At 31.9% G+C, this 24,795-nt stretch carries 22 protein-coding genes; 9 read left to right on the plus strand and 13 right to left on the minus strand.

Annotated elements, in window-relative coordinates:
* Positions 1 to 14: 14 nt before the first annotated feature.
* The 8 genes from JBL43_RS09470 to JBL43_RS09505 all read right to left on the minus strand — a co-directional run bounded on the left by JBL43_RS09470 (position 15) and on the right by JBL43_RS09505 (position 10,631).
* Entirely contained in the window at positions 15 to 1,235 is a 1,221-nt protein-coding gene (locus JBL43_RS09470; protein ID WP_198841211.1) for an ABC transporter permease, read from the minus strand.
* 2 nt (positions 1,236 to 1,237) lie between these two features.
* Positions 1,238 to 1,981: an ABC transporter ATP-binding protein gene (locus JBL43_RS09475; RefSeq protein WP_198841212.1), complete on the minus strand. Its 744-nt coding sequence runs from the start codon at positions 1,979 to 1,981 to the stop codon at positions 1,238 to 1,240.
* Between the two features lie 9 nt (positions 1,982 to 1,990).
* Positions 1,991 to 3,193: an efflux RND transporter periplasmic adaptor subunit gene (locus tag JBL43_RS09480; protein ID WP_198841213.1), complete on the minus strand. Its 1,203-nt coding sequence runs from the start codon at positions 3,191 to 3,193 to the stop codon at positions 1,991 to 1,993.
* Between the two features lie 11 nt (positions 3,194 to 3,204).
* Positions 3,205 to 4,533 (minus strand): TolC family protein, encoded by a 1,329-nt coding sequence (locus JBL43_RS09485; protein WP_198841214.1) that lies wholly within the window; start codon positions 4,531 to 4,533, stop codon positions 3,205 to 3,207.
* Positions 4,534 to 4,775: 242 nt separating this feature from the next.
* A complete protein-coding gene (locus JBL43_RS09490; RefSeq protein WP_198841215.1) occupies positions 4,776 to 6,038 on the minus strand; it encodes a DUF2130 domain-containing protein in 1,263 nt (420 codons plus the stop codon).
* A gap of 355 nt (positions 6,039 to 6,393) precedes the next feature.
* The gene (locus tag JBL43_RS09495; RefSeq protein ID WP_198841216.1) at positions 6,394 to 8,553 is read right to left on the minus strand and encodes a DUF5916 domain-containing protein; all 2,160 of its coding nucleotides are present in this window, start codon (positions 8,551 to 8,553) and stop codon (positions 6,394 to 6,396) included.
* 1 nt (position 8,554) lies between these two features.
* Positions 8,555 to 9,481 (minus strand): nuclear transport factor 2 family protein, encoded by a 927-nt coding sequence (locus tag JBL43_RS09500; protein ID WP_198841217.1) that lies wholly within the window; start codon positions 9,479 to 9,481, stop codon positions 8,555 to 8,557.
* Positions 9,482 to 9,581: 100 nt separating this feature from the next.
* On the minus strand, positions 9,582 to 10,631 hold the full coding sequence (locus tag JBL43_RS09505; RefSeq protein ID WP_198841218.1) for an AraC family transcriptional regulator: 1,050 nt from the start codon (positions 10,629 to 10,631) through the stop codon (positions 9,582 to 9,584).
* A 192-nt stretch (positions 10,632 to 10,823) separates the two neighbouring features.
* Between JBL43_RS09505 and JBL43_RS09510 the strand changes: the two genes are divergently transcribed.
* The 7 genes from JBL43_RS09510 to JBL43_RS09540 all read left to right on the plus strand — a co-directional run bounded on the left by JBL43_RS09510 (position 10,824) and on the right by JBL43_RS09540 (position 17,317).
* Positions 10,824 to 11,408 (plus strand): TetR/AcrR family transcriptional regulator, encoded by a 585-nt coding sequence (locus JBL43_RS09510; RefSeq protein WP_198841219.1) that lies wholly within the window; start codon positions 10,824 to 10,826, stop codon positions 11,406 to 11,408.
* A 9-nt stretch (positions 11,409 to 11,417) separates the two neighbouring features.
* Positions 11,418 to 12,080, plus strand: coding sequence for an NAD(P)H-binding protein (locus JBL43_RS09515; RefSeq protein WP_198841220.1), 663 nt, complete (start codon positions 11,418 to 11,420; stop codon positions 12,078 to 12,080).
* A gap of 18 nt (positions 12,081 to 12,098) precedes the next feature.
* Positions 12,099 to 12,731, plus strand: coding sequence for an NAD(P)H-dependent oxidoreductase (locus JBL43_RS09520; protein ID WP_138949797.1), 633 nt, complete (start codon positions 12,099 to 12,101; stop codon positions 12,729 to 12,731).
* 13 nt (positions 12,732 to 12,744) lie between these two features.
* On the plus strand, positions 12,745 to 13,743 hold the full coding sequence (locus JBL43_RS09525; protein WP_198841452.1) for an NADP-dependent oxidoreductase: 999 nt from the start codon (positions 12,745 to 12,747) through the stop codon (positions 13,741 to 13,743).
* A gap of 12 nt (positions 13,744 to 13,755) precedes the next feature.
* On the plus strand, positions 13,756 to 14,916 hold the full coding sequence (locus JBL43_RS09530; RefSeq protein ID WP_198841221.1) for an iron-containing alcohol dehydrogenase: 1,161 nt from the start codon (positions 13,756 to 13,758) through the stop codon (positions 14,914 to 14,916).
* Positions 14,917 to 14,947: 31 nt separating this feature from the next.
* Positions 14,948 to 15,625 carry a type 1 glutamine amidotransferase domain-containing protein gene (locus tag JBL43_RS09535; protein WP_198841222.1) on the plus strand — a complete coding sequence of 226 codons (678 nt, stop codon included), beginning with the start codon at positions 14,948 to 14,950 and terminating at the stop codon, positions 15,623 to 15,625.
* 258 nt (positions 15,626 to 15,883) lie between these two features.
* Positions 15,884 to 17,317, plus strand: a complete 1,434-nt coding sequence (locus JBL43_RS09540) for a right-handed parallel beta-helix repeat-containing protein (protein WP_198841223.1) — start codon at positions 15,884 to 15,886, stop codon at positions 17,315 to 17,317.
* Between the two features lie 101 nt (positions 17,318 to 17,418).
* On the opposite strand, the gene JBL43_RS09545 is transcribed toward JBL43_RS09540, so the two are convergent.
* Positions 17,419 to 18,039 (minus strand): MarC family protein, encoded by a 621-nt coding sequence (locus JBL43_RS09545; protein WP_198841224.1) that lies wholly within the window; start codon positions 18,037 to 18,039, stop codon positions 17,419 to 17,421.
* A 221-nt stretch (positions 18,040 to 18,260) separates the two neighbouring features.
* On the opposite strand from JBL43_RS09545, the gene JBL43_RS09550 reads away from it, so the two are divergent.
* The gene (locus JBL43_RS09550; RefSeq protein WP_198841225.1) at positions 18,261 to 19,181 is read left to right on the plus strand and encodes a glutaminase; all 921 of its coding nucleotides are present in this window, start codon (positions 18,261 to 18,263) and stop codon (positions 19,179 to 19,181) included.
* Positions 19,182 to 19,217: 36 nt separating this feature from the next.
* Here the strand turns inward: JBL43_RS09550 and JBL43_RS09555 are convergent, their stop codons facing one another.
* The 4 genes from JBL43_RS09555 to JBL43_RS09570 form a co-directional block, all read right to left on the minus strand.
* Positions 19,218 to 20,261, minus strand: coding sequence for a zinc-binding metallopeptidase family protein (locus tag JBL43_RS09555; RefSeq protein WP_198841226.1), 1,044 nt, complete (start codon positions 20,259 to 20,261; stop codon positions 19,218 to 19,220).
* 130 nt (positions 20,262 to 20,391) lie between these two features.
* Entirely contained in the window at positions 20,392 to 21,348 is a 957-nt protein-coding gene (locus JBL43_RS09560; RefSeq protein ID WP_198841227.1) for a transglutaminase family protein, read from the minus strand.
* A gap of 8 nt (positions 21,349 to 21,356) precedes the next feature.
* Positions 21,357 to 22,283 carry an alpha-E domain-containing protein gene (locus JBL43_RS09565; protein ID WP_198841228.1) on the minus strand — a complete coding sequence of 309 codons (927 nt, stop codon included), beginning with the start codon at positions 22,281 to 22,283 and terminating at the stop codon, positions 21,357 to 21,359.
* A gap of 16 nt (positions 22,284 to 22,299) precedes the next feature.
* Entirely contained in the window at positions 22,300 to 23,742 is a 1,443-nt protein-coding gene (locus tag JBL43_RS09570) for a circularly permuted type 2 ATP-grasp protein (protein ID WP_198841229.1), read from the minus strand.
* 234 nt (positions 23,743 to 23,976) lie between these two features.
* Between JBL43_RS09570 and JBL43_RS09575 the strand changes: the two genes are divergently transcribed.
* The gene (locus tag JBL43_RS09575) at positions 23,977 to 24,795 is read left to right on the plus strand and encodes a DUF1853 family protein (protein WP_198841230.1); all 819 of its coding nucleotides are present in this window, start codon (positions 23,977 to 23,979) and stop codon (positions 24,793 to 24,795) included.

Here is a 24,795-nt window from a genome sequence, read left to right on the forward strand (position 1 = left end):
ATACTATTAATTTATTATTCATAACGTAATGCTGTTATAGGATCTAAAGCTGATGCTTTTCTTGCGGGGTACCATCCGAAAAATATACCAGTTACCGCACATACAGCAAATGAAATGACAATAGAATACAAGGCTACACTTGTAGGCCAATTCAAGAATTCTTCAATAAATACCGTAGCTGCAAGTCCTAACAAAACACCTAGAAGTCCGCCAGTTATACTTATTAAAATAGCTTCAATTAAAAATTGCATTAAAATATCAGCACCTTTAGCACCAACAGCCATACGTAAACCAATTTCTTTGGTACGCTCTTTTACAGATACATACATAATATTCATAATTCCAATACCACCTATCAATAAAGAAATACTGGCAACAGCTACTAATAAAATAGTTAACATTTCACTAGTTGAACTAAACGTTGAAATTAATTCTTCCATAGAACGCACACTAAAATCATCTTCTTCACTATCTAATAATTTATGTTCGGTACGTAATATATTACTTATCTGTTCTACGGCAGCTGGTGCATCATCTTCACTAATTGCCGATGCTATAATCTGGTTTAAGTGATCTATTGCTAGAATACGTTTTTGTACTGTCGTATAAGGAGCTATTACAACATCATCTTGATCTTGACCAAAAGTATTTTCTCCTTTTTCTTCTAATACACCAATTACTTTAAACGGAATATTATTAAAACGAATCATTTGCCCTACCGGTTCTTGTCCATCAGGAAACACATTTTCTACAACTGTTTGTCCAATTACTGCCACTTTAGAAGCCGATTTAACCTCAGCATCTGTAAACATACTTCCACTTTTTAAACCAACCACTTTAATGTCTAAATATTCTGGGTTTACACCATAAATTGAAGAAGGCCAGTTGTTAGAACCGTTGATAATTTGTCCACTACCATTTACTACTGGTGTTATGTAGCTAATTAAGTCCGACTGTTCTTTTATAGTCTCGTAATTTTCTAATGTTAACGTTTGTACATCTCCTCCACTACCTCTTGCCGGACCTCTACTGTCTGCACCAGGCTGAATGGTAATCATATTAGAACCCATAGCAGAAATTGTAGTACGAATACTTTCCTTGGAACCTTCCCCAATGGCTAGCATTGCAATTACAGATGCTACACCAATGATGATGCCTAACATTGTCAACAATGTTCTTGTTTTATTAAGAATAATTGCCTTTGTCGCGATTTTAAATAAGTTTAATACTCTCATAATTAATGGTCTTGTTTAGGTAATTTTGCTAGTTCTGCCGCTGCAGATTGAACATTTTCATTATTATAGTCCTGTATAATATCTCCATCTTTTAGGACAATAGTTCTACTACTAAAAGTGGCAATATCGGGTTCATGTGTAACGAAAGTGATTGTTATTCCCTTTTTGTTTAACTCTTGAAATAGCGACATAATTTCATAAGAGGTTCTCGTATCTAAATTTCCCGTAGCTTCATCGGCCAATATCATTACTGGATTATTCACTAAAGATCGGGCTATTGCAACTCGTTGTTGTTGTCCTCCAGAAAGTTCAGAAGGGGTATGATCCATTCTATCAGACAAACCAACCATTTCTAAAGCTTTAATAGCACGAGTTCTTCGTTCTTCAGTAGATACTTTACTATTATATAATAATGGTAACTCAACATTTTCTAAGGCAGATGTTCTAGCTAATAAGTTATAAGATTGAAAAATAAATCCTATCTTTTCATTTCTTATCGTTGCCAATTGATTTCTACTTAAGTCCTTCATTTTTACACCATCAATCTCATAAGTTCCTGAAGTAGGTTGGTCTAAACATCCTAAAATATTTAGCATAGTACTTTTACCAGATCCACTAGATCCCATAATCGTTACAAACTCACCTTCCTTAATGTCAAAGGAAATACCTCTTAACGCATGAACCGTTTCGGAGCCCATGGTAAACTCACGTTTTAAATCTTGTATTTTTATGATTTCTTTACTCATCGTTCTCTATTATTTTCTGTTACCTCCTGGTCGTTGTGGCATAAAAGGACTTTCACTTTTTTCTGCAGTTCCAGCTTCCGATTTAGAAACTCCTTTTAAACTGTACACTAATTTATCACCTTCGGAAATGCCACTTAAAATTTGCACATTAACACCATCACTAGCACCAAGTGTTACCATATTCGGTGTAATTGATCCATCAGTACCTAACACCCAAAGTGCAGTAGCTTCTCTAGATCTTTCGCTATTTTTTGTTTCTAAGCCATTTTGTTGATTATATGAAGCAAACACCTCTCTTTCTGGTTTAAAGTTGATGGCTTTAGCCTCTGCAGTTAATACATCATTCAACTCTAAGGTGAAAATTGAAATGGTTGCTGTTAAGCCTGGCTTCAATTTTAAATCTTCATTATCTGCTTTAACGACAACTGTATAAGTTACTACATTTGAAGTCACTGTAGGGTCTAAACGCACTTGTGTTACTTCACCACTAAAGGTTTCACCGATATAAGCATCTACTGTAAATTCTACACGTTGCCCTTCTTTAACTTGCCCTATATCTGCCTCATCTACATCTGCTTCTACTTGCATTTCTTTTAAATCTTGTGCAATAGTAAATAAGGTTGGAGTACTATAACTTGCTGCAACGGTTTGGCCTTCTTCAATGGCTCTTGATAATACCACTCCGTCAATAGGTGAATAAATATCGGCATAGCTTAAATTTGTTTTTGCTTTTTGCAAATCTGATAAACGTTGTGTTACGGTTCCTTTTGCAGTTTCGTAATTATACGTTGCATCGTCATAGTCAGATTTACTAATCACTTGATTATCGTATAAGGTTTTCTGTCTGTCATAGATCGTTTTCGTATAATTTTTCTGACTTACGGCATTATCATACGCAGCTTGTGCTTGTGTAAGTGACGCTTGTAAGTTCGTTTTATCTAACTCTGCGATTAATTGCCCTTCCTTTACTACGGAATTGTAATCCACAAAGACTTTCTCTACAACACCTGAAACTTGTGTACCAACATCGACTTGATTAGTAGGTTCTATAGTTCCTGTAGCAGTCACCATAGTTGTAACATTGCCTTTCTTGGCCAAAACAGTTTGTGCTTCTATAATTACAGCATCGTCGCCTTTAAAAAAGCTATAAGCTACGATTGCAAGTACGACTAATACGATACTGGTAATTATGATTTTCTTTTTATTTTTCATGAGTTCTGAGATTAAAGTTTGATATCGTTTCCTTGGTAAAATTGTAATAATTGATGATATAGAATATTTAAATATTTTGATTGTAAATAATTTTGCTGAGCATTTGTATAAGTGTTTTGATTGATGACTAAATCTGTTGTACTTAAATCTCCTAATTCATATTTCTTTAGAGCCAATTTATAAGATTGCTCAGCGGCTAACATAGAAGCTTCTGCTGCAATGAGTTGTTCTTGAGCCGATATTGTATTTTGATATGCAGTTTCTATTTTTCTATAGAGTTCTTTTTCTGTAGTTTGCTTTTTAATTTCTGCTTTTTCAATATTTATTTTTGCCGTTTGTACAGCCGCCTTTGTTTGATTTCTATTGAAAATTGGAATCGTTAATGAGAGTCCTAATTTTTGATTGAAGTTGATATCAAACTGATCTGAAAATGTATTGTCATTAATACTAGTGTAACCAGAACCTAAGCTTCCTGATAATGACAATGAAGGTAAGTACGCACCTTTAGCTATATCTAATTCTTTTTCATTCGCCGCAACACTTAGATCACTAGCATTAATTTCAGGTAAAACTTTTAAGGCTTTACTATAGATTTCAACTTGGTTGAGTTCTAGATTTACTAGATCCATGTTTTCATCAATAGATTCTATTTCTAAAGTATCCGTAGGAGCCAATTCCAACAATTGCTTAAGCTCTATAATATATTGTTGATAATTATTCTTTGCAGTAATAATATTGTACTTGTTGGTGGCCGCTTGGCTTTGAGCATCGGTATAATCATTTAATGCGATAGTACCTGCATCCAATCTCGTTTTTGCTCGAATAACTTCCTGTTCAGAAGTTTTTAAATTATTCTCAGCAATAACTATGCTTTCTTTACTATATAAAGCTTGTAAATAAGTTTCTAAAATAGCCAACTCAATGTTGTTTTTTTCCACTTCTTCTAGATAAACACTTTGCTCTAAAAACAGTTTGTTTTGTTTGATCTGATTGGTTAATTGATTCCCTTGAAACAATGTCATAGAACTATTAATCCCCATATTTGTACTGTGAATTTGATCAGTTACATAATCACTTGTAATTGGATCAATAGTATTTCCACTAGAAAAACTTTGCGAAGCACTACCAAATAGATTAGGCAATCTAGATGATTTAGACCTGTTATAATCCACCTCTGCCAATGTGGTATTTAATGCTGCATCTTTTACAGTAATATTATGTTCTAAAGCATAAGCTATGGATTCTTCCAAAGACCAAACCTTAGTAGCGTTTGATGTCGTTTCTTGCCCAAAACTGAAGAGGGTAAATAACAAACTTGCAATTATTAAATAGATTTTCATTTTTTGTGTGTTTTGTTTAACACTACAAATGTGAACCTATATCTATATTAATAAAACAGTAATAGACGTTTTGGAATATTGACTAGACAGAAGGCCTTATTTTATCGATGGTAATTTATTGGAATATGGTAATATGTTAGAAAAAAGAGCGGATTTACAACAAGATATCAGTAGACTTACCGCAAGATTCTAGTTGTTTTTAGCATTTCTTTTTAAGCAAAAAAATATTTTTTTTAATTAGATTATAAGTCCAATTCATCGTCACCCTCGGGTAATTCCAAGGCTTTTACGGATTGTATGGCATTACCCGCAATACCTTTAATTGAACCATACATATCTATCGTATTGGTCACCACTTTTTCAATTTGTTTTTCTCTTTGTTTCCAAATTCTTTGCATGGAACGCTTTTCACTATCTAAATCAGATTTCATTTGAGTAAAGCCTTCTACAATAGCTTCTATCTGCATTCTAAAGGTGCTACTGGTAAGATAATCATATAGTAAATCCATTTTATCACCTTTATTTTCTTGCGAAATAATGGCATTATTTACTTGTAAGATACCTTCTCTTAAAACGGTACACAGACCTTTAAACTCATCATAATTACAAATCCAAATGCCATCTTTTAAGCCCATTCTATCCATATCAGAGGGCATAACTTCAGTTACTAGAACGCCTATGTTTGCACCACGATCTCGTATATCAGCTTTAAATTTTTCAATCCAGCTCGGTTGAAAATCTTTAGTTCGTTTACTTTCGTAATAAATGGTACCACAGTTTTGTTCTGTCCTAGAGTGAACAATTTGAATACAATCTCCTCCTCTTGCTCCTTTTTTTATTTCTTCAATGGTGTCTAAAGGAAATTTTGATGCCAACCACTCCTCTATTGCTAATTCTTGAACTTCTCCTTGTAATTGCATGGAACCTTGTTCCTGCTTACGTTTCATTTCTTCGGTAAGCTTTTTCTGGTCTTCTAATTGTTTTTGCATTTCTTTAAAACGCAATTCATTTTTATCCTCTTCAAATTTTTTAATCTTCTCCTTTTCACCAATAAGAATTTCATTAAGTTTTTTTTGAGCCTCAGCTTCAGCAGCCTCTTTTAATTCTCCTTTTTCACGCTTTAATTTTTCAATCTCAGCTTTAGATCGATTTAATTCTTTTACCTGCTCAGATTTCTCATTTAATTCTTTTTGCAACGCATCAAATTGCTCTGACTGTTCTTCTTTTAATTTTAGTTTTAATTTCGCTTCTATTTCTTTTTTATCCGCTTTCAATTGATTTTCTAAGCGTTCTTGAAATAGTTGATTTTCTTTCCTTTTCTTTTGTTCAAAATCAAGCTTTTCTTGTTTTAATTTATCTTGTTCACGCTCATATTTCTTCTTTTCTTCAGCAATTTGCGACTGGTATTTTTGTTTTATTTCTTCTTCTAATTGATGTGATAGAATATCTTGAACATCTATTGAAGTGCCACAATTGGGACATTTTATTTGCGTTTCGTTTTTCATTTAAACTTTAGTTTGTTTTATCTGACGTTCAAAGTTACTGTTTATAAAACTTATAATAACATGTAAACCATTTTCTATTGCCTCTGTTCAATTGGTAATTTATAGTCTAATTTGAATAGACTCAATAAAAATAGTTAATCTATTAATCGTTGTAAATTTAATTTTTTTTTATTAAAAACTCATATCACTATTCTCCTTTGAATGTTTTATTTATAAATGCTTTACCTGTTTCATGAAGTTACTAAATAAGTATTTCAAAAGAAATTTAAAAAAGAAAAAAAACTAAATTATAGTAGGAAAACCCTGTTGGTTTTTATACTGTTTTTTATATTCGAAGTCGAAGGTTCCGGAGAATCTAAAAATCAAATCGATAGTTCATTTTAAAGGCAATGCCCAAATTTTTACGGGTAATGTCTTGATTATAATTATCAGAAACTACCAAATAAATATAAGAAAGAGGTTTGTATTCCCATTGTAAACGGCTGTTAATATTAAAATTATCGCGTTGGGTATTGTATTGTAAATAGGTAGTCCAATTGAGTCTGTTGTTAAAAAATACTTCTCCTGTAAAACGGGTTAAATGAAACGTTTCTTTGCCTAAGTCATTCAAATCTATGTTGTTAATATCATAAGAAAATTCTAAATTGGCAAATGGCAATAACTGGTAGTTTAAATACGCCCCTGCAACGGTTCTTTTTCCGCTATAATAAGTTCCTCGTTGTATATTAATGCGATATCTTAATTTTTGGTTGTTAGCGGAGTTGTAACCTATTTTTAATATTCCGAAACGGTATTCACCCGGAGTTAAGGAATTTCCTTTTCCTAAAGGGTCAAAACCATAATTTAAATCGATATAATCGTAATTAAACACATAGTAAATGGCAGAAAGGTCTTTAAAAAATACCGCAGAGTTTAAAAAAAATGAAGATTGATCTAAATTGCCATTTTCATCAAAATAGGTATTGTTGCTAAAGTTAACGACACGTATAGAATTTATCTTGCTAGAACTTTTATAAAACTTTTCATATTCTATTCCTGTGCTTGCTTCAGTATAGCCCGTTCTGATTATTAAGTCATTGATAGCATCATAATGATACAATCTGGGGGTAAAACCAATATCTGTAATATAGTTTTTACCTACATTTTTTACGCTGGCATTGGCACTTAACCCTCGTTTATTAAACCAGATTCCGGCGTTGTAGAAACTATTATCATTAGCAAAATCATCATTAAAACTTTTACCCACATTGGCCAAACCCAACCATTTATTATTGTCTGATTTGTAGTTTAGATTGAGCCCCGTAACACGGATATAATCATTTATAAATTCAAAACCATCCGTTTCTTGTCGGTTAATGAGAAAGCCCGTAGTTGTGAAATTTCTAGATAATTGATATTCTGCCACCAATGCCCCAAAATTTTGTGTGGGATTGTCATTTTCTGAATCTGTTTGCACATCTAATATCCCAATTCTGGTTTTTGGAGATATGTTTCCTGATAGTTTTAATCCGAACTGAATGGGATTATTAGCTCCTACCCTTCTGGAATAAAACGGATTTACGCCATCAACCCCTAAATTTGAAAATAAATCAGAGTTTTCTAGAAAAAAGTTACGTTGTTCTGGAAAGTTGACTTCAAATCTGGTTAGGTTGGTCACTTGTTGATCTACATCAATCTGTGAAAAATCAGGATTTACAGTAGCATCTAACTTTAATGATGAAGTGAGATTGTATTGTACGTCTAAACTGGGTTTAAAATTGGTTTCTTCTGTATTGTCAGTAACTTTATTTTGATAATTTGCCGTTATTGAAGGTGTTACGGCAAAACGTGAAGCCGATTTTTTAGGAAGATTATCTACTCGGAATTTTTCCGTAAAACGCAAGTCTAAATTGGCATAATTCCTTTTTACATTTTTTAGAATGGTCCAAGAATTATTTTTAACATCTCTAACATAAAATTGAATCCCAAAAGTTGAATTGTCACTATTAAAATTTAAAGATTTTAAAGGAATGGCGATTTCATATTGCTTATGCTTTCCATTTAAAAGAGCTTTCGACTGCCAAATGGCATTCCAACTAAAGCTTAGATCATAACCACCATTTACACGCCCTACCAAACCGTCTGTTTGATTACCTAGCGAATTGACCGCAAAGAAATATCCGTTTTGTTCTTGATTTTGTGTATCTAATATCATGATAAAGGAATCACTATTAAAAATAGATACATCTCTTTTTAATGTGCTAACTTGTGTTACTTCTGTTGAATCTTTATAAATAGCACTCACATATAAAAACTCACCATTATGAAATAGCTTTACCACTGTTTGATTTTTTGCCAAACCAACATCTGTAGGTAAATAATTATAAAATCCCGTATGTTCTGGTAATTGTTGCCAAACACCTTCGTTAAACTGTCCGTCAACTTTAATATAAGTGTCTATGAATTTAATGGTTGATATTTGTGCAAATGCACTAAAACATAATAACGAAACAAAAGCTGTTAAAAAATACTTCATCCTATAACTCCTTTCTTAATGGATAAAACTTTTCCTCAACCTTTGATTGAAGTTTTCCATCTACCTTATCTAGAATAAATGAACCACCCCAAAGTGTATTTGGGTATTCTAAAATTTGATTTGTCATTAATCCCAATGAAGAAACTGTAGAATCAAGTTTTTTTATAGCTTCATCTTTTGGTAACCAGAAGAGTCCTTCATCTTTTATAGATTTAATGGTGCCAGATTTGTATTTAGCAACATAAAATTGACGTGTGTCCGCCTTATCTTTAAATGTGTATTTATAGGTAAACATGCCTGCAAGCTCTATATCCTTGATTGTGACACCATAATTAGTTGCCATACTGTCTAAAACTCGATTAATATTCTGTTTACTGTAAAAACGGTGTGCTGGTGTCATCCATCCATACTTGGTTTTTCTAATTAAAATTTCATTTTTATCATTTAAAATTGTTAATCTTATAACAGGACTATTAATTTCTGTTTTTTCTTCTTTCTGATCGTTATCATCTGTTCTTGTAGCCGTTTTACTAATTATTTTCCAACCGGCATCAAATTTCTTTAGTAAGAACAAGTCGATATAAAGCATGTTTTTTTCAGGAAAGGATATTTCAACTTTAGCGGTTGCAATATTCTTTGAAACTTCTATTCCCAAAACTTTGGCATAACGACCATTAAATGTTCCTTTTGCTGCATTCTTAAAAAAAACTACATATTCTTTAGGGCTATACAATTTAAATTCACCATCTCTACCTGTTAAATACAAGGTGGCATTTTCTGTAAATGCACTTTCTAATAATTCTGGTTTATTATAGGAACTACCTTCCATATAATTTTGAAGTGGTTTTTCAACAGCGGCTAATTCTGATTGTGCAGGGGCAAATTGAAATGTAATGAAGACGGTAAATAGTAAAATGTTATTTTTCATAATAGATTTTTGAAGATTTTGTCAAATCTCTATAATCAGTAGAAAAAAGTAGTGAGGGATTATAAACGAGGTGTCCAGAATTATAAATTCGGATAAAAAACTAAGAAAATTGCTTTTTAAATTCGGAAGGTGTTTGACCATTAATCTTCTTAAAGGTGGCGTAAAATGTGGATTTCGACGAGAAACCCGCCTCAAAACCAATGGCTTCTAACGTGTATTGTTTGTTTTCTAGGAGTAGTTGTTTGGCTTCTTCGATTCTATATTCATTTATAAATAAAGTGAAGCTTTTACCTAAATTATCATTTAATAATTGCGATAATTTATGTGAAGAAATGTCTAATGCGTCAGCAATGTCTTTTAATTTTACATTGGTGTTTTTATGAAATTGTTCTTTTAGCATAATCTGATGCAAAGCAACTGTTAAAGATTTGGCTTTATCATCTTCTATTTTTTTAGCAGCATATTTTTCTGGAATATCTTGAAATACATTTTCACGATTGTTTTTAAATAATAAAAAGATGAGTAATCCATAAAAGACTACAGAGAAGGTAATGGTTCCTATTAAATAGAGATAGAAATAACCTATAATATAGGCTGAAAAGATCAATACATTTCCAATAAAAACAGCTACTAACCACAATTCTGAAGTAGTACATTTTTCATTCTTTTGTAATAGCTTTTGAAAGATGTCCCTTAAAATAAAAGCAGATAATAAGATATAAATACCCCAAACCCCATAAATAAAGTGAATAAAATACTGATGCCAAAAATCTACATTGGTTCTATAAGGCAATATTATACCTATTAAAAGAACAACAATGGCAAGAATTAAATAGTGTATTTTCCAAGTTTGTGGTATGGTTTTTCTGTTTTCTACGGACGACTTTAAATAGTAAAACAAAGATATTCCAATTAAAAAACATGCGGATAAACCAATTTGAGAAATTAGTAAATCACGCTCAATGCGTTCTGTAAAAAGAATATAAACAGACTTTCCTATTCTAAGACTAAGCATTGAAAGCAAGAGTCCAAAAAAGAAATTCTGTACACGTTTCTGATTACTAAAGAAAAGGAAATAGAAACTGGCTAAAAATCCATTAAAGACCCCAATAGAACAGATAAAAAACAGTATCGGGTTGTCAAAAGCCATCGTAAATAATTAAAAAACCAAATATAGTAATATTAAAATAAGTTTGAATTGAAGTTGTACTGTTAAATTATGAGATATAGACAATAGCCTATTTGTATGATGACGCAATAAAGTTTTATAATGTTAAATATTTATTAATAAAAATGAATGTTCATTCTTTTTTCATAGCTTTGTCCCATAATTAGAAATATCATGGCTAAACTTCAGAAAAGTATAGATAAGCAAAATGCTCTTATTAAAGCAACTATTGAGTTGGTAAATAATAATGGTTTTCACGCAACACCTATGAGTAAAATTGCTAAAATGGCAAATGTATCACCTGCTACCATTTATATTTATTTTGAAAACAAGCAAGATCTTGTAAATCAGACCTACTTAAAAGTAAAATCTGAATATACAGACTATGCCTTTGCAACCTATAAAGAAGATATGACTGTGGAAGAAGGTTTTGAAATGATATGGAAACGGATTGCAGATTTTAAGCTTAAAGAATGTGAAAATGCTATGTTTTTAGCACAATGCGATAATACTCCAATGATTGATGAACCGAGTAGACAAGAAGGAATAAAACATTTGCAACCCCTACTCGACCTATGGAAGAAAGGAAAAAAGGAAGGAATTATTAAAAACATCTCTGATTATCTTTTGTATGCCTATTCCATAAACCCATTATCCTTTTTAATGATGATTCAAAAACGAGGAGCATTTCAATTGGATAAAACGCATATTGAAGAAGCCTATCAATCAGCATGGAGCAGCATAAAAGAATGTAAATAAAATTTTCATATGAAAAAAACAGCAATACTATTAGGAGCTACTGGTTTAACTGGTAATATTATACTTCATAAATTATTGAAGGATACTAGGTATGAAAAAATAAAGTTGTTTTCTCGTACTAAAATTGAAGGTTTACCGAATAAAGTGACTCAATTTGTAGGAGACCTTTTAAACTTAGAACAGTTTAAAGAAGATTTTAAAGGAGATGAAGTGTATTGTTGTATTGGTACAACGGCTAAAAAAACACCAGACAAAGAATTATATAAACAAATAGATTATGGAATTCCAGTTGCAGCTGCAAAGCTTTCAAAAGAGAATAATATTCCTACTTTTTTAGTAATCTCTGCTATGGGAGCAAATAAAGAAAGTAGTGTGTTTTATAATAGAACAAAAGGTGAAATGGAACATGATGTACTAGAGCAAAACATTATACACACCTATATTTTACGCCCTTCTTTAATTGGTGGAGAACGAAAAGAAAGAAGAATAGTAGAAAAAGTGAGTTTGGTTGTTTTTAAAATTATACAACCTCTATTTATTGGAAAATTTAAACAATATAAAATTATAAATCCAGAAAGCATTGCACAAGCAATGTTGAATTTAGCAAATAGAACAAGTAATGCGGAAGTAATAATTACTTCAGATGATATTAAAAAATTAGCAAAAAAATAGTAATTAAAAATTAATTAAATGGAATTATTAGACAAATTAAATTGGAGATATGCAGCTAAAGCAATGAATGGCGAAAAAGTAGCTGAAGATAAAATTGAACGAATATTAGAAGCGGCTCGTTTAGCACCGACCTCTAGTGGTTTACAACCTTTTGAAATTATTGTTATTAAAAATCAAGCTATTAAAGAAAAAATAAGACCTGTAGCATGGAATCAATCTGTGATAACAGACTGCTCTCACCTGCTTGTTTTTGCCGCTTGGGATACTTATACAGAAGGAAGAATAAACTATATGTTCGATCTTACAAATGATATTCGTGGATTTAAAAATGAAGGATGGGAAAATTACCGTAAAATGTTATTAAGTACCTATCCACAAAAAGATGCGGAAGAAAACTTTAACCACGCTGCCAAACAAGCATATATTGCATTTTCACAAGCCATAATTGCTGCGGCATTTGAAGGCGTAGATTCCACACCATTAGAAGGTTTTGATCCTGCTGCTGTAGATGAGATTTTAGGCTTAAGAGAAAAAGGATTGCGTAGTGCTGTAATGTTGCCATTGGGGTACAGAAAACAAGATGAAGATTGGTTGGTAAATCTCGAAAAGGTTAGAAAACCTATGGGAGATTTAGTGACTGTAATAGAATAAAAAAAATAAGATGATGATAAAAACAATTTTATTAAAAAACAGACCAGAAGGAAAACCTTCATTGTCAGATTTTGAATTTGTTAATGAGGAATCTGATTTAAATATAAAAGAAGGCGAACTACTTTTAGAAACAACATACGTTTCTGTAGATCCTTATTTACGAGGAAGAATGAGTGCTGCTAAGTCATACGTTCCGTCTTTTGAGTTGAACAAACCTATACAGTCAGGAGTTATTGCAAAAATAATTGCATCTAAGAATAAAAATTTTGATGTGGGCGATTTTGTATCTGGAATGTTAGCTTGGAAAACAAAACAAGTTTCTAATGGTGATGGCTTGTTAAAAGTTGATGGTTCAAAAGCTCCTTTAAGTACCTATCTAGGTGTTTTAGGAATGACTGGTTTAACGGCCTATTTAGGTTTAGAACAAATTGGTAAACCTAAAGCAGGAGAAACATTAGTCGTTTCAGGGGCTGCTGGTGCCGTAGGTAGTGTGGTAGGACAAATAGGGAAAATTCTAGGGCTTACAGTAATCGGTATCGCAGGTACAGATGAAAAAATAGAAATGCTGAAAAACAAATTTGGTTTTGATGCCGGTATCAATTACAACACCAGTAAAGATATGACCGCAGATATTGCAAAAGCAGCACCAAACGGTGTAGATATCTATTTCGATAATGTCGGTGGCCCTATTTCAGATGCCGTTCTTTTCAATATTAACCGCTTTGCACGGATGATTATTTGTGGAGCCATTTCTGTTTATAATAACAAAGAATTGCCTAAAAGTATTAGTGTACAACCTTTCTTAGTAAAAAACAGTGCGTTAATGCAAGGCTTTATTGTTTCTAACTATGCGGATAAATTTCCAGAAGCTATGAAACAATTATCAACATGGTTGGCTGATGGTAAGTTGACATATACAGAAACTATTGTAAATGGTTTTGATAATATACCCCAAGCTTTTATCGATTTATTTGAAGGTAAAAACAAAGGAAAAATGATTGTAAAAATTTAAAAAAATAAGAAGATGAACAATTTTGAATTTAGAAATCCTACCAAAATTATTTTTGGGAAAGGTTCAATAGAAAAATTAAAAAATGAAATTCCTCAAGATGCCAAAGTATTATTACTTTATGGTGGTGGAAGTATAAAGAAAAATGGTATTTACGAACAAGTAACATCGGCATTAGCAGATGTAGATATGATTGAGTTCGGTGGTATTCCCGCCAATCCAGAATATGCTGTATTATTGAAGGCTTTGAAAGTAATAAAAGAGGAGGAAATCACCTATTTATTAGCTGTTGGTGGTGGTTCTGTTATTGATGGTACCAAATTTTTATCTGCGGCTGCTTTATATGAAGGTGATACTCCTTGGGATATTTTAGCTAAAAGTATAAGAACAGAAAAAGGAATGCCTTTTGGTACAGTGTTAACATTACCTGCAACAGGTTCTGAAATGAATTCTGGTTCTGTGATTACCAGATCTGAAACCAAAGAGAAATTGGCAATGGGTGGTCCAGGCTTATTTCCTATATTTTCAATACTAGACCCTCAAGTTATTGCTTCGGTTCCAACACGTCAATTGGCAAATGGTTTAGCGGATTCGTTTACACATGTGTTAGAACAATACTTAACCTATTCTGTTGGAGCGTTATTACAAGACCGTTTTGCAGAAAGTATTCTACAAACAATTGTAGAAGTAGCTCCAAAAGTATTGAAAGATCCATCAGACTATGACGCCGCTTCTAATTTTATGTGGAGTTGTACGATGGCCTTAAACGGATTAATTCAACAAGGTGTACCTAGCGATTGGGCTGTACATGCCATGGGACATGAGCTAACAGCTTTATTTGGTATAGATCATGCACGTACTTTGGCGGTGATTGCACCTAGTCATTACAAGTATAATTTTGAGGCCAAAAAAGAAAAATTAGCACAATATGGTGAACGTGTTTGGAATATAACGGATGGTAGTATTGATGATAAAGCATATGCTGCAATTGAAAAAACAGTTGACTTTTTTCATCAATTAGGCATTGATACGAAATTATCTGACTACACTAAAGATTTTGAAGGTACTGCTGAAAAAATAGCACAACGTTTTACAGATCGCGGTTGGTTAGGTTTAGGTGAGTATAAAACGTTATCACCTGACAAGGTTGAAAAAATTGTAAAAATGGCTTACTAATTTTAAGTATAACACATAAAAAATTAAAAAAATGAAAGTATTATTTGTATTAACCTCTCATGATAAATTGGGAGACACAGGAAAAAAAACAGGATTTTGGGTTGAAGAATTTGCAAATCCATATTATACATTATTAGATAAAGGAGCTGAGATAACTCTTGCAACTCCAAAAGGTGGTGCCGCTCCAATAGATCCGAGTAGTGATTCACCAGATGCTGCAACAAAAGATACAGAACGTTTTAATAATGATGAGGTAGCCAAAAATAAAATTGCAAATACAAAAGTATTGGCAGATATGAATGCTGATGATTTTGATGCTGTTTTTTATCCTGGTGGTCATGGTCCTTTATGGGATTTAGCGAATGACGCTAATTCAGTAGCATTAATAGAAAATTTTAATAATCAAAACAAACCTATTGCTTTTGTATGTCACGCACCAGCTGCCTTACTAAAAGTTAAAAACAAAGAAGGCTATCCATTGGTTGAAGGTAAAAAAGTTACAGGATTTTCAAATTCAGAGGAAACTACAGTTGGCTTATCTGCAATAGTTCCAATTTTAGTGGAAGATATGCTTATAGAGCACGGTGGGTTTTATTCTAATTTAGAAGATTGGGCTCCATATGCCATACAAGATGGGAATTTAATAACAGGTCAAAACCCTGCTTCATCTGAGTTAGTGGCTGAAAAATTGTTGGCTAGTTTGAGCTAAATTGATTAATTATTGTTTAATAAAAAGGTTGTCTTAATTTAGGCAACCTTTTTTTTATGAGCTGTATTTAACTATAGATGGTAATTACTTTGATTTATAATCTCTATTGAAACCATTTAAAATCCCAAAAAATGGAATACGTTATACTATAACATCCTTCTAATCGTTTTAATATCATTGTAAACGTTGGAGATCAATACATCTAAATCATGATTAAAGACGCTTATTTTCAACTAAACTTGATTTTAAAGTCTACTCATGAAAAGCCTTTCGTATGCTGTTTTATTTTTAATTTGTATTTTCAATACCTCTTGTAGTGAAACTAATTTCCCTGGTGATGATGTTGATATTGAGGGACTCGGTGATTCTGGTACTGATAATACTACCGATACTAATGCTGTGTATGGGGCAGATGTTGAAAATTTAGATGCAGACGGTTTACCTGTGCGACTTTTTAGTTCACAATTGCCTATCATAACAGGAAATAAAGAATATGTTATTGAATTAGAACGATGGGATATTCCGAATACAAATACTGATTTTGCTAAAACTACAGCCAATTTACAAGCAGCTATAGATTGGGCTCATGACGAAGGTTATAGTCGCGTTATATTGCCAACTGGAGAATATTTGGTAGGTGAAGATGTAAACGATATCTATTATGGTGGTATTGAAGTTCATGGTAATACCGAATTTGTGTTTAGCGAAGGAGCTGTATTAACAATTAACACAAATGACAAATGGAATTACTGTGTTTTAAGTTTAAATGGTGATAATATTATTGTACGTGATGGTATAATAAAAGGTGAACGTGACACACATGTTTTTACCGCTCGAGAAGATGGTAAAACGGCTCATGATGAAGGACATGGTATTTGTTTGAAGGGGAATAATAATGTGCTCATACAAAATATGGAATTGCATAGTCTAACAGGCGATGGCTCTTTATTATTAGACTCGAATGATGTTACTTTTATTGATAATACTATTTATAATAATAGACGGCAAGGTATTTCAATTGTTGGAGGTGTACGTGTTGAAATTAGAAATAATGAATTCCATCATATGAATGGTACTTCGCCTCAATTTGGTATTGATATAGAAGGTCCAGGCCGTGTAGATGAAGATATATTAATACAAGATAATTATTTTCACCACAATGCTGGTGGAGATATTGTTAATGCAACTGGTGAAAATGTTTATATTCTAGATAATGTAATGGAGCAAGGTGAGGACAGTAAATATACAGATGGACCCATCGTTAGTTGGCATAAAACACATAACATTATTGCAAGAAACACAGTTACCATGATAAATGGTTCTGCCAATGGTCGTTTGGGATATATTCAATACTCACATGGAGGTGATAAAGGTCATAATAGAGCAACATTTGTACATGATAATGTAATGAATAATTGCGGAATGTATATGTATAAGAGTTCTGATGCCGATGTACGACGCAACCAATTTCTAGGTTACTTTTTAGCGTTTTCTGATTTTGATAATGTTATTTTAGTTGATAACTTAGTTACCTATTCTGAGGAACATACCAATTTGAGATACTGTTGGTCTTATCGCTTTAAAAATGCTAGAGGTTTTGCAAGCGGTAATTATTTAGGAGATGATTTGGAAGAACTTCCACTAAGTGATACGGAGCCATATACATTACAATGTGTACTCGATGGTTGGTAGCCTTGAAAAATAGAACGATATTCAGAATAATAAAATTCATTTATTCTGACTTCAAATACCATTTAGAAAATCTAAAGAAAAGTAAATAACAATCTCTCTTTTTATGACACTAAATTAAATGATATCTTTATTCCTTGTATTACCATTCCTGTTCCGATTATAGATATAATCAATCCCATTATCTTTCCAATAACTGAAATTACATTATTCCCTATTTTCCTTACTACGAGGTCGCTTACTCGAAAGGTTAGAAAGGTTAAGAAGCAAAGTAAACCAAACATTAAAATAACGATTAGCGTTTTAATATTACTCGCATTTGAACTAAAATTCATTGCGGTTACGATAGTACCTGGACCAGAAATAATGGGTATGGCCAAAGGTGAAACAGCAATGTTTTCATCAATGTGAACATTATTTATATGTTTTACATTAGATTTTTTGGACTGTAACATCTCAAATCCAACAAAAAACACTAAAATACCTCCAGCAATTTTAAATGCTGGTATACTGATTTGAAACATTTCAAAAATAAAAGTTCCTAATAGAACAAAGACAGTGACAATTATAAAGGCAATGAAAGTGGCTCTTTTATTTATACTACGCTTTGTTTGTTTATCGGCACCTTCAGTCAATGTTAAAAAAATCGTCATATTTGTAATCGGATTTGCAATAGCAAAAAAACCAGTAAATACGGTAATTGCAAAAGTAAGCAGGTTATCCATTGATAGATTTTATTAATTTTCAGTAATTATCTGATGTAAAGAAACGGCATTAAAAAAAGCAAATTTAGCTATTTTCTTTGATATGGATTGTAAAAGAAAATATAGGACTAAAATTAAAGTATACTATTAATTGGTAACTGAAGTTATAACCTATGAGTTTCTCTTACTGAACGTAATTAAAAGTTAGCTTGGCTAAAATATATTTCAATTAATTTAAAAATATGAAATCTAATTATAAACATATTATTAAAAATGCCTACAAATTGACTAAATCTCAAAAAGATAATGGTCAATTAGCAACCTATATACCAGAATTAGCGAATGTAGACCCCTCTATGTTAGGGGTTCATATGACAAAAGTTGATGGCACTAATTTCGGAATGGGTAACCATTTAGATAAATTCTCAATTCAGAGTATAGCTAAAGTACTTTCATTGACGTTGGCTTATAAAATATTAGGTGAAAAAATTTGGAAGCGTATCGATGTAGAGCCTTCTGGAACCAAATTTGACTCGCTCTTATTATTGGAAATAAATAATGGTATACCACGAAATCCGTTTGTAAATTCGGGAGCCATTGTCATTTGTGATATTTTAATTACCCATTTAAAAAATGCTAGTAAAGAATTTCTATCATTTGTTAGAGATATAAGTGATTTACCAGACCTTACTTATTCCGATAAAATAGCTGATTCAGAAAAAGCTACGGGGTATAGAAATGTAGCACTCTGTAATTTTATAAAATCTTTTGGTAATATAGACAATGAACCATCGGAGGTTTTAGACTTCTATTTTGATATGTGCTCCTTAGAAATGAATTGTGAGCAAGTCTCACGTACCTTTACATTCTTAGCAAATGGCGGAAACAAAATTTCCGATAATAAAAAAATTATTTCCAATGCGAAATCAAAAAGAATAAATGCATTAATGCTTACTTGCGGTTTTTATGATGAATCTGGTGAGTTTGCTTTTAAAGTGGGCTTGCCAGGTAAAAGTGGTGTTGGAGGTGGTATTGTTGCTTTATATCCAAATAATTATGCCATAGCTGTTTGGAGTCCAAAATTAAACCCAAATGGAAACTCATACAGAGGAATGAAATTACTCGAAGAGGTTACAACCCACTCAGAACTGAGTATTTTCTAGTACGTTTAACCAATATTATACTTTTATAATTATTATTTACCTTTTGGGTAATAATAATTGGTGAATGAATTTCAATTTTTCAATTACGGCGGGTGATATAACAAATGGATAAACATCAGGCAATCCCATGGCTCTATTAATACTGTTTACGGCAAAAGTTAATGGAACACAGGTGTCTATGATAACATTAAAATCTTTTATAGTATAAGGGTCAAATGAAACATTTGCTTTCATCTCTGATTCATAACCTTTTGGATTTACCTTTAAACCAAAGAAAAAAGAAGTCTCTACCATATCCATAATATGTAGATAATGAGCCCAAGTTTCAGCCCAATCTTCCCATGGATGAGAGGTTGCATATTTACTAATAAATGACTTTTGCCAATTTTCAGGAGCACCCTCTTTATAATAATGTTGTAATGCATCTCCATAATCAACTTCTTCATTTCCAAAAGTTTCTCTAAATGCTTTCAAAATTTTCGTATTACTCAATACCAATCGTTCCCAAAAATAATGACCTACTTCATGTCTAAGATGACCAATCAAAGTGCGATACGATTCTGAAAACTGTTTTCTCATCTGCTCTCTATGTACAGAATCAGCTTCTCTTAACAGAACCGTAATTACTCCATTGGCATGGCCTGTCATTAAATTAGGATTGTTTTGTTGTGCAACAAAATCAAAACAAAATCCGGCATCATTATCTTCTTTACTTATTAAAATTAACCCAATTTTCTGAAGTTGATAAATAAGTCTGTGTTTTGCTATTTCTAAATGTTGCCACCTTTCAAAATTTTCTATATCCGAAAGATTCGGTATGGTTCTATTTAATTGACAGGCTCTGCAATATTCATGTGGACTGTCTTTCTTAATTAACCAATTACAAACATCATATTCTTTATTTTTACAATATTTATATTGAATATGTTCTCGATCTGAAATGAGCGTATCATCGGAAGGATTAAAGGTGAGCATTTTACGGTCAATATCTCTAAAACCGGATAAATGTCCGCAGTTATCACACTTATAATTTTCGAAATATAAAGAATGATCGCAATAACCACATTGAAATATTTTCATAGTATTTAATATTTGCAAAAATAATCAAATGATTGTTATTTACGAATACGAATGCTATCGATAATTAAAATGAAAATTAAGAGGGATAACAATTGAAAAAAATAATTATAATAGTTAGTAAACTTAACCGTTATTGCTGTTGCTGCTGTTCTTGCTGTATCAATGCTAAATTATGACGATAGCTGTTTTTGTCAATAATAGGAGCATCACTATATGGAAATTCAATAGTATCAATGTTGCTTTTTACCGTACTTACTTTTACTTTTACAAACAAATCTTCTTCTACGTTCCCTTTAAAAACACCTTTTACAGGGGCACAATCTTTATAGCTACGCCCAACGGCTAATTTCACATGATATAGATTAGCAATTAAATTGTTAGTCGGGTCAACACCTAGCCATCCATAATTGGGAATATACGCTTCTATCCAGGCATGCGTGGCTCCTTCTCCTCTAGAGGCTTCATCGCTAGGGCAAATATAACCACTAACATATCTGGCTGGTATTCCTAACATCCTCACCATTTGTAGTAAGATATAAGTAAAATCTTGACAGACTCCTGCTTTCATTTGCCAGACTTCATCTAACTTAGAATTTACATGCGTAATACCTTGAATATATTTGAAATTGCTATAGATATACTCACAAAATTCCATCACTAATTGATAAGGAGAACTATGAGTAAGGTCTTTAGAATGTATCATTTCATAAATTTCAGGAGTACCATCAAAAGTGATGAACTTTAAGAAATCTATAAATTGTGGTTTATTTTTTAACTCTTTTAAGGCTTCCCACTGTAATTTTACATCTACGTTTTCATCTGGAAAAGGTTTAGGTGTTTTTCTTACCTCAATTTCAGAAACAATTGACAGAAAATTATGAGGTTCTGTAACCATAAATGTACCTACTAAATTGTTGTAAAAATCCAAATAAGTAGCGATATTAGGTTTATTACTGATAGTTATTTTTTGTGATATAATTTCTTGAAAATCATTAGCAACTGGATAAAGCTTGATCTGATTGGCACCATCTATAACAGCGTGACTGTAACTGTATTTGGTGAGGTGCTTAATAAAAAATGTTGGCATAACTTTACTTAGTTAACTTGTGAAAAATAAACAGTATTTACGGTTAAAGAGATGTTTTTTATGTCCTCCTTAATATCTTTGATAAAATTATCAAGACCTTGATTGTTAATACTCTCAATAGTAGTGTATTTTATTGTACTTTCAAGCTTTCCGAGTAAGAATTCTAAATTATTTTTTTCCAATTCATTACTTAATATCAAGCTGTTAATATGTTTATTCAATTTATTGATACAATAGTATACAGATTTTGGAAATAATTCATCTTGAAAAATCATAGTAATGATATTTTCTTGTTCAAAAGATGATTTATGTGTTTTTAAATAATGTCTGTAACCCCCTATGCTTAATAAAAGATTTTTCCAATAGAAACTTTGTTCTAATTTATCAGTGGTCTTGCTAATTTCCATTAGTTTAAGAGCCGTAAATTCAGAAATTAATATAACCCGTTCTAAATAACGACCCACATTTAAAAAATAGTAAGACGGACCTCTACCTTGAGTGATCTCCATATTAGCATAATAATTTAAATGAAAAAACTTAAGGTTGTCTAGAAATTCTAACGGATCTTCTTCTTTCAATTTTTTAGGCAAATTTTTGTCTATTAAAAACAAGTAATAATCATTAATACTTAACCACATTTCTCTCGAAATATGCTCTTGTACACTTCTTGCATTTTCTCTCGCCTTAGTAATTATATTTAAAATGGAATTGCTATTGTTTGTATTAAAGACCATATGCTGAATACATTCAATGGCATCTTCTGTACTGAAATTGGTACCATCTACATCATAATTATGAATGATGGGTGTCCATGAAAAAAGCTCTGGTGAGTCTTGATTGGCATAATAGTTTACTTTAAGTAAACTTAAAATACCATAACCTCTTTCCATATATCTATCTAACCAAATCAGGTTATTTGCTACTCTACTTAACATGTTTTTCTATTTAAATTTATTCAATTACCCAAGTGTCTTTACTACCACCACCTTGCGAACTATTTACAACCAAAGAACCTTTTTTCAATGCTACTCTAGTAAGGCCTCCTGGAGTAATGTCAACGCCATCTACTCCGTTTAGTGCAAATGGCCTTAAGTCTACACATCGAGGTGTCAATTGTCCATCAATACTGCAGGGTGCGGTTGAAAGTCTTAAAATAGGTTGTGCAATAAAACCTGCAGGATTTTTATCTACTGTATTAAGGTAATCTTTTATTTCTTCATCATCGGCTTCATGCCCCATCAGCATTCCATAACCACCACTTCCATCTGTTTTTTTGATGACCATGGTTTTAATATTGTCCTTTACATATTTATATTCTTCAGGATTTGCCAACTGATACGTTTCAATATTTTTAAGCAGTGGCTCTTCATTTAAATAGTATTTAATCATGGCTGGAACATAGACATAAATAGCTTTATCATCTGCCACACCAGTACCAGGAGCATTTACTATGGCTACATTACCTTTTCTGTACACAGCCATAATACCCGCGACACCTAATGTACTGCTTGCATTGAATTCTAATGGATCTAAAAATTCATCATCAACACGTCTATAAATAACATCTACACGTTTTAACCCGTTGGTGGTTTTCATATATACATGATGGTCTTTTACTAATAAATCTCTTCCTTCTACCAATTCAATTCCCATTAACCTTGCTAAAGTGGTATGTTCATAATATGCTGAATTGTAAATTCCAGGTGTTAACAATACTATATTAGGATCATTCTGATCTGAGAGTTCCTTCAACTTTTTGTATAATAAATCAGGGTAATTTGCAACTGATCTTACATTGTTTTTAGGTAAAATTCCAGGAAAAATTCGCTTAGAAATTTCTCTATTCTCTAACATATAACTCACGCCGCTAGGTGTTCTTAAATTATCTTCTAGCACATAAAACTCTCCATCATTATTGCGAATTAAATCAACGCCAGCTATATGTACATATATATCATGAGGTACATTTACACCCATCATTTCTCGTAAATAATTGGGACAATCAAAAATTAATTTAGCGGGAATAATTCCATCTTTTATTATAAATTGATCGTGATAAATGTCTTTTATAAATAAATTTAGTGCTTTTAAACGCTGTTTTATGCCTTTATCAATTTTATCCCATTCTGAAGCTAGAATTACTCTGGGTACAATATCAAAAGGAAATATTTTTTCAATACCCTCATTATCACTATATACAGTAAAGGTTACCCCTTGACTCATAAATAGTTGCTTAGAAAGTTCTTCTTTTTTATCTAATTTTTCTTTAGATACACTCTTTAAATAAGTATTTATTATATCATAGTGAGTTCTTATCTCGGTGCTATTTTTATACATTTCATCCCATGTATTGGCTACGAGATCATAAGAAGAAAATTGTTTTTGGTCTTTCATATTCTTTAGCTTATCTGGTAAATATAATATTATATATCTAAGATTATTGAATATTATTTGAAATATATACAACTATACGAGCAATTTGATTAATTATACTCAAAGACTGGAATAAATTATACAATCTTATAAATAGTGGACATAAATTTATAAATTCATTAAAATTTCAGTTTAACTCATTAGTATTATGAGTATTTTGGCTTTACGAAGTTACTTTATAAGAATTGTTATGTAATGCATACTAAAACAAAAGACATCCAAAAACAATATCAAGGTTATATAAATACATCACCACTTTGGATGAAAGATTCTGTTTTTGGAATAGAACAATTTGAATTTCGTATAAAAGAGGAAACCGTTTTTAACGAAGAACTTTCTTCAAATTTAAGATTAGGTAAACGTGTAGAACGCTTTGTAAGTAATGAATTGAAGCAAGATGATACTATTGAAATAGTATTGGAGAACAAGCAAATTCAAGTAGAAAAAAGAACTATTGGCGAATTGGATTGTATCTTAAAACAAGATGATACCCCTATACATTTGGAGGTAATTTACAAATTCTATTTATTTGATGAACGTGTAGGTACAACTGAAATTGAACATTGGATAGGTCCGAACAGAAATGATACCTTGGTTAAAAAACTAACCAAGTTAAAGGAAAAACAACTCCCACTACTCTATTCTGAACACACAAAACCTATTTTGGAAGAGTTAAAACTCAATGCCAAAGACATAAAACAATGTGTTTACTTTAAGGCTCAATTGTTTGTTCCCTACACTTCAGAAATTCCAGAATTTAAACTTCTGAATAGGCAGTGTTTGGCGGGATTTTATATTCACCTATCAGAAATAGATAAATTTACGGACTGTAAATTTTATATACCCTCAAAATTGAATTGGCTTATGGCTATTCAAACGCAGGTAACTTGGCTGAATTTCGATTCTTTTTGCGGACAAATAAATACACTTATCCATGAGAAAAAGGCACCACTTTGTTGGTTGAAACGACCAAATGGAACGTTGGAAAAATTTTTTGTGGTTTGGTGGAGTTAG

The sequence above is a fragment of the Aureibaculum flavum genome (assembly GCF_016406085.1).
Lineage (GTDB): Bacteria > Bacteroidota > Bacteroidia > Flavobacteriales > Flavobacteriaceae > Aureibaculum > Aureibaculum flavum.